A 7,680-nucleotide genomic window follows, 5' to 3' on the forward strand; every position below is an offset into this window, starting at 1 on the left:
TCAAAAATCTATACCATCATCTTCAAATTATTAAACCGTGAAGCAAATTCCCTTATGGCTTCCAAATCCAATTTGTACTGATCAGTTGTAATCCCATCCACCTTTTTCACCACTTGTCTTTCAAAAAAATTCATTTCCGATACAAGGAATTCGCCGCCAAAAAGACCAAGGGCTGCTGAATTCTTCCGCAAATCCTGCGGATAGGCATTGTTAAATTGCTCCACGGCCAATTCGCCCTCACGCATACAAACTAGGAATAGACCAAGTTCCTTGTCTACTAGTTTATCATGATAGGTTTGAATAAACTTTTTAATTCTTCGTTGAATCATGCCGGCATGAATCGAACCGCCTATGATAACGGTATCATAATTTTCTAAATCAATAATATTGTTATCCTTCTTTAAATCTACCGATACCACTTCTCCTGCAAGATAATCGCTTAAAATTCCAACCACTTTTTCAGTAGTCCCATGGGACGAGCAATAAACAATTAAACTTTTCATGAGTATTAGCCCTCCTTTTATTAACAAGAAAACAGACGTTATGACATGCTGGAACCAAGATGCGAATATACTAATCTCATTATAAATCCTATAAGGCCAAATGCTCGTAAAAATAGTGGCAATATTATTACAGAAATGGTGCCTGTCACCATTTACAATCTGAGGAGGTGATTTAAGATGGGGTTGATACAATTTCCGTTTGTTTTAGCTGGACCGATTGTGCGGAGGGTGGAGCGTGGTCAGATTTTTATTTGGGTGGCGACAAGCAGGCGGACTAAAATTGAAGCCAGCCTTTATGAAGTTGAAAATTTAAGCAATCAACCATCATTCGATTATCATCTGTTGGAAACCGAATCAGAAACCACGACGATAAGAGCTGGAAAACAGTTTTACCTTCATTTAATCAAAGTTACGCCCACTCTCGGCCACTTTCCGACGAAAACCCTAATTGGCTATAACTTGCAATTTACTCGTGACAGTGATTCCATATCGTATGATTTACAAAGTCTTCACTACCTATCCCCTAATAATCCACACTCAATTGTATACGGAAACCTAAAATATCCTGCCTTCATCATAAAAAATGAGAGCAGTCAAAGTAATATCCTATACGGTTCCTGCCGTAAGCTTCATGGCGAAGGGCTGGATACACTCGCTTTAGCTGATCAAATTCTAGAAAAAGAATATCAAAATACGAACTCCCGCCCTGATGCCCTGTTCCTAATGGGAGACCAAATCTATGCCGATGATGTCGCCGACCCGCTTATCCTAGCGATATCCACCATCAGCAGAGAATTAATTGGTCATAAAGAACCACTAACCAAACAGGATATAAGGCTTGGTCAAGAGCCCTATTTTACCGCTCTAACTCAAATCAACGGTAGACAATTTATTATGGAAAACATTGCTCAATTTACATCCTCTCAATCCCACAATCATTTAATTGAACTCGGCGAATTTGCGGCGATGTACCTCTTGTCTTGGAATCCCGAACTTTGGGCAGTTCTTCAGAACCAGCAATTGCTGCCGTCTTTTGAGGAAGCAGAAGAACAACAGCTCATCCATTTCACCTTTCCTAATAACAATAACTATAAAAAAGAGCATAAATTAGAACGGGAAAAGCTGAGGGAACGCTACCTTGAGCAGCAGGAGGAACTGATTACCCTTCAGGAATCGCTTACCCGTGTAAGAAGATTGCTGGCCAATATTCCAACCTACATGATCTTTGATGACCATGATATTACGGATGACTGGAATCTTTCAGCCGAGTGGAAAATGACCGTCAACAACACTCCAATGGGGAAACATGTGGTCGCCAACGGCCTTTGTGCCTATTGGCTTTTCCAGGGCTGGGGAAATGAGCCTGATACCTTTGACAGTACTTTTATGAGCACCATGGCATCCTATCTTAAACTGTTACGCCGGGGTTACACGCATCGAAAGTATTATGAAAAATGGCTAGAAATGCTCTGGAATTTCAATTCATGGCATTATGTTGCCCCCACCCACCCCAAGGCTGTTTTTCTTGATACCCGGACAATGCGCGACTATGATACCGCCCCAAAGCCGATTAAATTTGGTCATATTATGAAAGAAAGTGAGGGCTGTCCACAGCTATTAAACCAAACCGGATGGTCGCTCATCACTTCGAAGCTCGAGAGCAGCGGCTGGAAAAAAAAGAGCCCATTAATTGTTGTTTCCGCTACTCCCGTTTATGGAATGGGACTAATCGAATCCTTTTTACATGGTTTTATTAACCCCTTTCAAGTGATCGGCGTGAAAGTTCAAACCTCGTTTGATTTTGAAGCTTGGAAATATAATGGCAAAGGATTTACAGAATTTTTGACTCATACCTCCACTTGGAATCCATCATCGCTCATTATTTTATCAGGCGATGTCCATTACGCCTCGGCAGTAAAATCAACCGTGACTTTCGACAACGAAAAAACACTCCCGATCTTTCAATTCACTAGCAGCCCTTTTAAAAATATGAGCTTTTCCGGAGTCTGGGGATTATTAATGAAAATGGTTATCGCCATCAACGCTTACAGCAGAAAAAGAGGCGACATTTACCGAGTCTGTACGCCTGATTACACCATCACCCAAACCAACTCCTGTACAGAGCTTACGCAATTTTTATGGAAGGATCAACTTCGCTATCAATCAATTGAAAAAAGCTCTATCATTGAAACAACCAATAATCTCGGCCTTGTTTCTTTTTCACAAGATACAATCCAAAACAAGCTCTTTAAAAAAATAACGTGAAGGTCAGCATTGACCTTCACGTTTGGATAATCCGCTTGATAAATTGGCCGATTTCCTTAGTTGCCCTTCTAGCCTCAGGCAAGTGATCACCACTAATTTGCCATACATGCCACATGCCATCCCATGCCTTAAATGATACCTTCACACCTGCAGCCTTTGCTTTAATGGCGAGCGATACGGCATCACTTTGCAAAATTTCATGCGTCCCTGATTGAATCATGATGGGCGGCAATCCGGTTAGGTCTGCAAATACAGGTGAAATCAGCGGATGGTCAAGAGATTCCGTCCCAGCATACATTCGGGCCGCTTCCTTTACAGCCCTTACACTTAAATAAGGATCCACTTCTCCATTTTTTTGATAACTTTCCCCGCTGCTGGTTAAATCAACCCATGGAGATAGACAAACGATCCCAGCCGGAAGCGGTTCATTTTGATCTCTTAAGACTAGTGCCGTTGCTAGACACAAGCCTCCTCCGGCCGAATCGCCTGCAAAAATAATGTCCTTACCTGCATAACCCTGCTTCAACAGCCATTGATAAACGTTAACAGCATCTTCTATCGCAGCCGGAAAAGGATGTTCGGGTGCCAAGCGGTACTCAGGGAACAACACCTTCATACCAGCTTGTTTCCCAATTCTAGCAGCAAGCGGCCGATGCGTGTTCGCAGAACAAAGCGCATAACCACCACCATGAAGATAAAGAATTACCTTATCCGGCAAAGTAGTGCCCGTCGTTAACCATTCTGCATATAACCCTTCTAATTTCAGCGGGACTACCTGACAGGTTTTCGGGAGCCTGCCGATTTTACTGGCAGCAGTATCCAGCATCTCCCGCTGTTCCTCTATACCTTTTTGGCGAACGCCTTTTTTGACGGCCCGTTTCACCGAGAGCTTAATTGCTTTTTCAAAAAAATAACTTTGGAAACTTGGCATGATTCCACTCCACCTCTTCATCCAATATCTGCTAATTTCATTATACTAAAAAAGAATAATCTTGAGGCATACATTCAGTAAATCCAACTAATTTTCGAATATTTTGTAAATAAACTGTAACAATTGATCCTGCCTATAGTACAATTAAGTCAACAGGAGGTGTTCTATGAACCGTCTCACCGAGCATTTAATCATTATTTCCTTTGACTGTCTTTCGGCTTTAGACCTTCCCATCCTTAAAGAACTGCCACACTTTCAAACCATTCTTACCAACGGGGCACTCGTGGAACGTGTCGAATCCATTTATCCTTCCGTCACCTATCCTTGTCATGCGACGATCGTTACTGGAAACTATCCAAACCGGCACGGGGTCATCAATAATACCCTCCTCCAGCCTGGTAAAGCGTCACCAGATTGGAACTGGTACCGAAAATGTATCCGGGGTACGACCCTTTATGATGAAGTAAAAAAGGCCAACATGACAACCGCGGCCCTGTTATGGCCCGTCACAGCAAAAGCTGACATAAACTACAACATGCCGGAAATCTTCGCTAACCGAGCATGGCAGAATCAAATACTAGTTTCCTTACTGAACGGAACGCCCCGCTTTCAATGGAAGATGAACAAACGCTACGGTCATATCCGCAAAGGTATTCAGCAGCCGGAATTGGATGATTTTGTCCTGGAGGCAGCTGTCGATACGATAAAATCTAAGAAACCTAACCTATTATTGGTCCACTTTACCGATTTAGATACACAGCGCCATGAACATGGTTTTTCTTCAGAAGAAGCCATACTCTCCATTCATCGTCATAATCAACGTCTTGGGAGAATACTCGAAGCTTTAAAAGAAGCTCAGATCCTTGAACAATCCACCATCATCGCTTTAGGCGATCACAGTGCACTTGACGAACAGAAGGCGATTAACCTCAATGTCCTTTTTACTAAACAAAACTTAATTACTACAAACGCATCCGGAAAACTAATAGATTGGAAGGCCTACTGTAAAAGTTGTGATGGCTCCGCATATATTTATCTTAAAGATCCTGAAGATGTGGACACTTTTAAAACGGTTCGCAATCTCTTAAATTTACTATTGGAGGAACCGGACTTTGGGATTGAGAAATTCATTACCGGAGAAGAAGCAGCAGCAAGAGGAGCAGATCCTGCCTGTGCCTTTATGATTGAAGCAAGTCGTGGATTTTTCTTTTTAGAAGACTACACGGGGGAGTTGATCAAACCCATTACAACAGAGGATGCTAGGGCAGATAAAAAATATACGTTTGCCTGCCATGGCTATTCACCCGAAAAAGAAAACTATGGAACAATTTTGATGGCAGCCGGGAAAGGAATTCAGCAGGTCACCTTGCCGTCCATCCGTCTCATCGATGAAGGCCCCACATTTGCTAGACTTCTGGGTGTCAGCTTAGGAAATACCGATGGAGAAGTGATTGAAGAGTTGTTAACTTTAAAGGAGGAAGTTACATGAGTCGGATGACGAAGCAAGAAAAGAGCTGGGTTTTTTATGATTGGGCAAACTCTGCTTATTCCATCCTGATTACCACTGCCATCTTTCCGTTATATTTCAAGGCAGCAGCAAAGGAAGCAGGAATTGCCGCTTCTACCTCTACGGCCTACTGGGGTTATGCCAATTCGTTAGCCACTCTGTTAATCTCTCTTTGCGCCCCTATTTTAGGTAGCATCGCCGATTTCAAGGGCTTCAAAAAACGATTCTTTACCTTTTTCTTTGCACTCGGAATTATCTTCACCCTATTACTTGCCGTTGTTCCTAGTAACCAGTGGCTGATTCTCTTAATCTGTTATATGGTGACTGTCATTGGTTTTGGCGGAACCAATATTTTCTACGATGCCTTTCTTGTCGATGTCACGACTGAAGACCGAATGAATCAAGTTTCCTCTAAAGGCTATGCAATGGGCTATATCGGCAGTACGATCCCGTTTATATTAGGAATAGCGCTTATCATTTTATCGCAGCAAGGTATCCTTCCAATCTCTGTTACGGTCGCAAGTCAAGCAGCATTTGCTATCACTGCTGTATGGTGGGGGTTATTTACAATTCCGATGTTGAAAAACGTCAAGCAGATTTATTATAAGGAACGCGTCTCGAATCCAGTTACCAATGGGTTTCGACAGCTTTTTTTAACCTTTAAAAAAATAAGACTTTTCCGTCCACTCTTTTTATTTTTAGTTGCGTATTTCTTCTACATTGATGGCGTTAATACCATTATTACGATGTCTACTGCCTATGGCTCTGATCTTGGTATCTCCTCAACCAATCTCTTAATCATCTTGTTTGCGACGCAAGTGGTGGCCGCACCGTTTGCGGTGCTATATGGAAAACTGGCTGACCGGTTTAAGGGGAAAACGATGCTGTTAGTGGGAATCTTTGTTTATATCGTAATATGTTTTTATGCTTATTTTTTAAAAACCACTCTGGATTTTTGGATTCTCGCCATGCTAGTCGCCTCCTCACAGGGAGGGATTCAGGCATTAAGCCGTTCCTATTTTGCTAAACTGGTCCCAAAGGAAAGTGCCAACGAATTCTTTGGGTTCTATAGTATTTTTTATAAGTTTGCGGCGATCTTAGGTCCATTTCTAGTCGGATTAACGGCCCAAATAACCGGGAATACCAATAGCGGTGTTTTTAGCTTAATTGTATTGTTTATAATCGGCGGCCTGCTTCTGATCAGGGTTCCGGAGCATGAGGCGATTATCAAATCAAATTCATTTTCACAATAAATTTATATTTGAAAAAACAGTGCGATTTGCGGGTGAAATCGCACTGTTTTTTATTTTGCTAACTTAGTGTTTACTATAATAATTCCCTAAGCTCATTGGACATATGTTCTACTAGCTCAGGCCTTCCATGAAACTGGGCCGGAGTATTCTGAAACAGTTTAATCCGCCAGTCTCCATCAATTTTAATAGCAACAAGCGTGTGATGCGTGTTTACATTTGGATTAATATCTGATTGTCCTGGAGGGAGCATACCAGCAATTGCGCGCAATATAGCTATATCTGGACTCAGAAAATGCAGATTTTTTACTTTGCTTATGAAGCGAGCTGTTGGATGGTGTTCAAAGATTGGTTTAAGATGCGAAAATATTTCCTCACTTCCAACTGATAGACTCCCATCGAACCCAATCATCTCACCATTATCTGTAAATAACTCGGCCATTCCACGAGCACTGCGAATATTCCAAGCCTCTAACAGCTGTCTATAAATTCCTTCTACTTCTACGATTTGTTCCATAAGTATACACTCCTCTTTGACTCTATTATTAATCGTAAAACAATTTGAGACCTTGTTCAAATTTATTGTATATAGAACTAATGTTCTGTTATAATAAAAGTATAACATCTTTGTTCTAGGAAAATACATAAAACATGGAAAAATAAAGGAGTCGAATTTATGATTACACCATATTTAATGTTTAACAGAGAATGTGATGAGGCGTTTAAAATGTATCAAAAGGCCTTTGTTGGAGAAGTCGTATCCATGCAGAAATATGGGGACATGCCTCCAAATCCTGAATTTCCTGTGTCTGACAGCGAAAAAGACCTTGTTTTACATGCTCAATTGAAATTAACAGAATCAGGCTTTATTTATGGTTCAGATTCAAATCGAGACTTACCAGACGGTGCGAAAGTGTCGATCAGCGTGGAGCTTAACTCGGAAGATCGTGCTTTGAAAGCATGGGAAATCCTTAAAGAAGGCGGATCCATTTATATGGACCTGCAACCAACGTTTTTTGCCAAGCTGCACGGTTCTGTACAGGACAAATATGGTGTGACTTGGATGTTTACAGTCAGCTAAAAGAACAAAAGCGCAAGCCCCTTGGTCAGCGCCGACAAGCAAAAGACGAGCCGGCCGAAAGGTTGCTTTTTAACCTTTTGGACGGATTGTCTTAAATGTGGAGGCGACTGTCCTGGGACGAAGGCATAAGACGTTCCCTGCAA

General features: G+C 41.7%; 7 protein-coding genes. 4 read left to right on the plus strand and 3 right to left on the minus strand.

What is annotated here, in order from left to right; genetic code table 11:
* Window positions 1–8: 8 nt before the first annotated feature.
* Window positions 9–503: a flavodoxin domain-containing protein gene (locus tag COD92_RS17405; protein ID WP_098527519.1), complete on the minus strand. Its 495-nt coding sequence runs from the start codon at window positions 501–503 to the stop codon at window positions 9–11.
* Window positions 504–680: 177 nt separating this feature from the next.
* Here COD92_RS17405 and COD92_RS17410 point away from each other — a divergent pair, with 177 nt between their 5' ends.
* Window positions 681–2,768 (plus strand): metallophosphoesterase family protein, encoded by a 2,088-nt coding sequence (locus tag COD92_RS17410; RefSeq protein ID WP_255286513.1) that lies wholly within the window; start codon window positions 681–683, stop codon window positions 2,766–2,768.
* A 16-nt stretch (window positions 2,769–2,784) separates the two neighbouring features.
* Here COD92_RS17410 and COD92_RS17415 read toward each other — a convergent pair whose 3' ends face one another.
* Window positions 2,785–3,699, minus strand: a complete 915-nt coding sequence (locus COD92_RS17415; protein WP_176541045.1) for an alpha/beta hydrolase — start codon at window positions 3,697–3,699, stop codon at window positions 2,785–2,787.
* A gap of 166 nt (window positions 3,700–3,865) precedes the next feature.
* On the opposite strand from COD92_RS17415, the gene COD92_RS17420 reads away from it, so the two are divergent.
* Complete coding sequence (locus COD92_RS17420) at window positions 3,866–5,188, plus strand: alkaline phosphatase family protein (protein WP_098527517.1); 1,323 nt, start codon at window positions 3,866–3,868, stop codon at window positions 5,186–5,188.
* Window positions 5,185–6,459 (plus strand): MFS transporter, encoded by a 1,275-nt coding sequence (locus COD92_RS17425; protein WP_098527516.1) that lies wholly within the window; start codon window positions 5,185–5,187, stop codon window positions 6,457–6,459. Before COD92_RS17420 ends, COD92_RS17425 begins: the two co-directional genes overlap by 4 nt.
* Before the next feature lie 73 nt (window positions 6,460–6,532).
* Here COD92_RS17425 and COD92_RS17430 read toward each other — a convergent pair whose 3' ends face one another.
* On the minus strand, window positions 6,533–6,973 hold the full coding sequence (locus COD92_RS17430; protein WP_098527515.1) for an SgcJ/EcaC family oxidoreductase: 441 nt from the start codon (window positions 6,971–6,973) through the stop codon (window positions 6,533–6,535).
* A 159-nt stretch (window positions 6,974–7,132) separates the two neighbouring features.
* On the opposite strand from COD92_RS17430, the gene COD92_RS17435 reads away from it, so the two are divergent.
* Window positions 7,133–7,537 (plus strand): VOC family protein, encoded by a 405-nt coding sequence (locus tag COD92_RS17435; protein ID WP_098527514.1) that lies wholly within the window; start codon window positions 7,133–7,135, stop codon window positions 7,535–7,537.
* Window positions 7,538–7,680: the final 143 nt, after the last annotated feature.

It is taken from the genome of Bacillus sp. AFS037270 (genome assembly GCF_002585305.1).